The organism is Chromatiales bacterium (assembly GCA_014762505.1).
Classification (GTDB): domain Bacteria; phylum Pseudomonadota; class Gammaproteobacteria; order SpSt-1174; family SpSt-1174; genus SpSt-1174.
The window spans coordinates 1-1,079 of sequence record JABURS010000007.1 but is presented as its reverse complement, the minus strand read 5'-3'; the positions used below and the strand labels follow the sequence as shown (position 1 = coordinate 1,079).

At 62.8% G+C, this 1,079-nt stretch carries 1 protein-coding gene; it reads left to right on the top strand.

The genetic code is table 11. The annotated features are described in order from the left end of the window. Window positions 1-1,079, top strand: a 1,079-nt coding sequence (tuf, locus tag HUJ28_00165; GenBank protein MBD3617877.1) for an elongation factor Tu, incomplete at both ends; no start/stop codon positions are given.

The window sequence follows — 1,079 nt, the reverse complement described above, 5'->3', positions numbered from 1 at the left end:
AACGTCGGCACGATTGGTCACGTTGACCATGGCAAGACCACGCTGACGGCGGCTTTGACGGTAACGCAGGCGAAGAAGTTTGGTGGTGAGCAGAAGGCTTACGACCAGATCGACAATGCGCCGGAAGAGAAGGCGCGTGGTATCACGATCGCGACCTCGCACGTGGAGTACGAGTCGGACAAGCGCCACTACGCTCACGTGGACTGCCCCGGTCACGCCGACTACGTGAAGAACATGATCACGGGTGCGGCGCAGATGGACGGCGCGATCCTGGTGGTGTCGGCGGCTGACGGCCCGATGCCGCAGACGCGCGAACACATCCTGCTGGCCCGCCAGGTGGGTGTGCCGTACATCGTGGTGTACATGAACAAGGCCGACATGGTCGACGATCCGGAGCTGCTGGAGCTGGTGGAGATGGAAGTGCGCGATCTCCTGAGCCAGTACGACTTCCCGGGCGACGACACCCCGATCATCACCGGTTCGGCGCTGAAGGCGCTGGAAGGCGACGAGTCGGAGATCGGCATGCCGTCGATCGACAAGCTGGTCGAAGCGCTGGACAGCTACATTCCGGAGCCGGAGCGTGCGGTAGACGGCGCGTTCCTGATGCCGGTGGAAGACGTGTTCTCCATCTCCGGCCGCGGCACCGTGGTGACCGGTCGTGTGGAGCGCGGCATCGTCAAGGTGGGCGACGAAATCGAAATCGTCGGCATCAAGGACACCCTGAAGACCACCGTGACCGGCGTGGAAATGTTCCGCAAGCTGCTGGATCAGGGTCAGGCGGGTGACAACGTTGGCGTGCTGCTGCGCGGCACCAAGCGTGACGAAGTCGAGCGCGGCCAGGTGCTGTGCAAGCCGGGTTCGATCAAGCCGCACACCAAGTTCGAAGCGGAGGTGTACGTGCTGTCGAAGGAAGAGGGCGGTCGTCATACCCCGTTCTTCAACGGCTATCGCCCGCAGTTCTACTTCCGTACCACCGACGTGACCGGTGCCTGTGACCTGCCGGAAGGCGTGGAAATGGTGATGCCGGGCGACAACGTCAAGATGACGGTGTCGCTGATCGCGCCGATCGCGATGGAAGA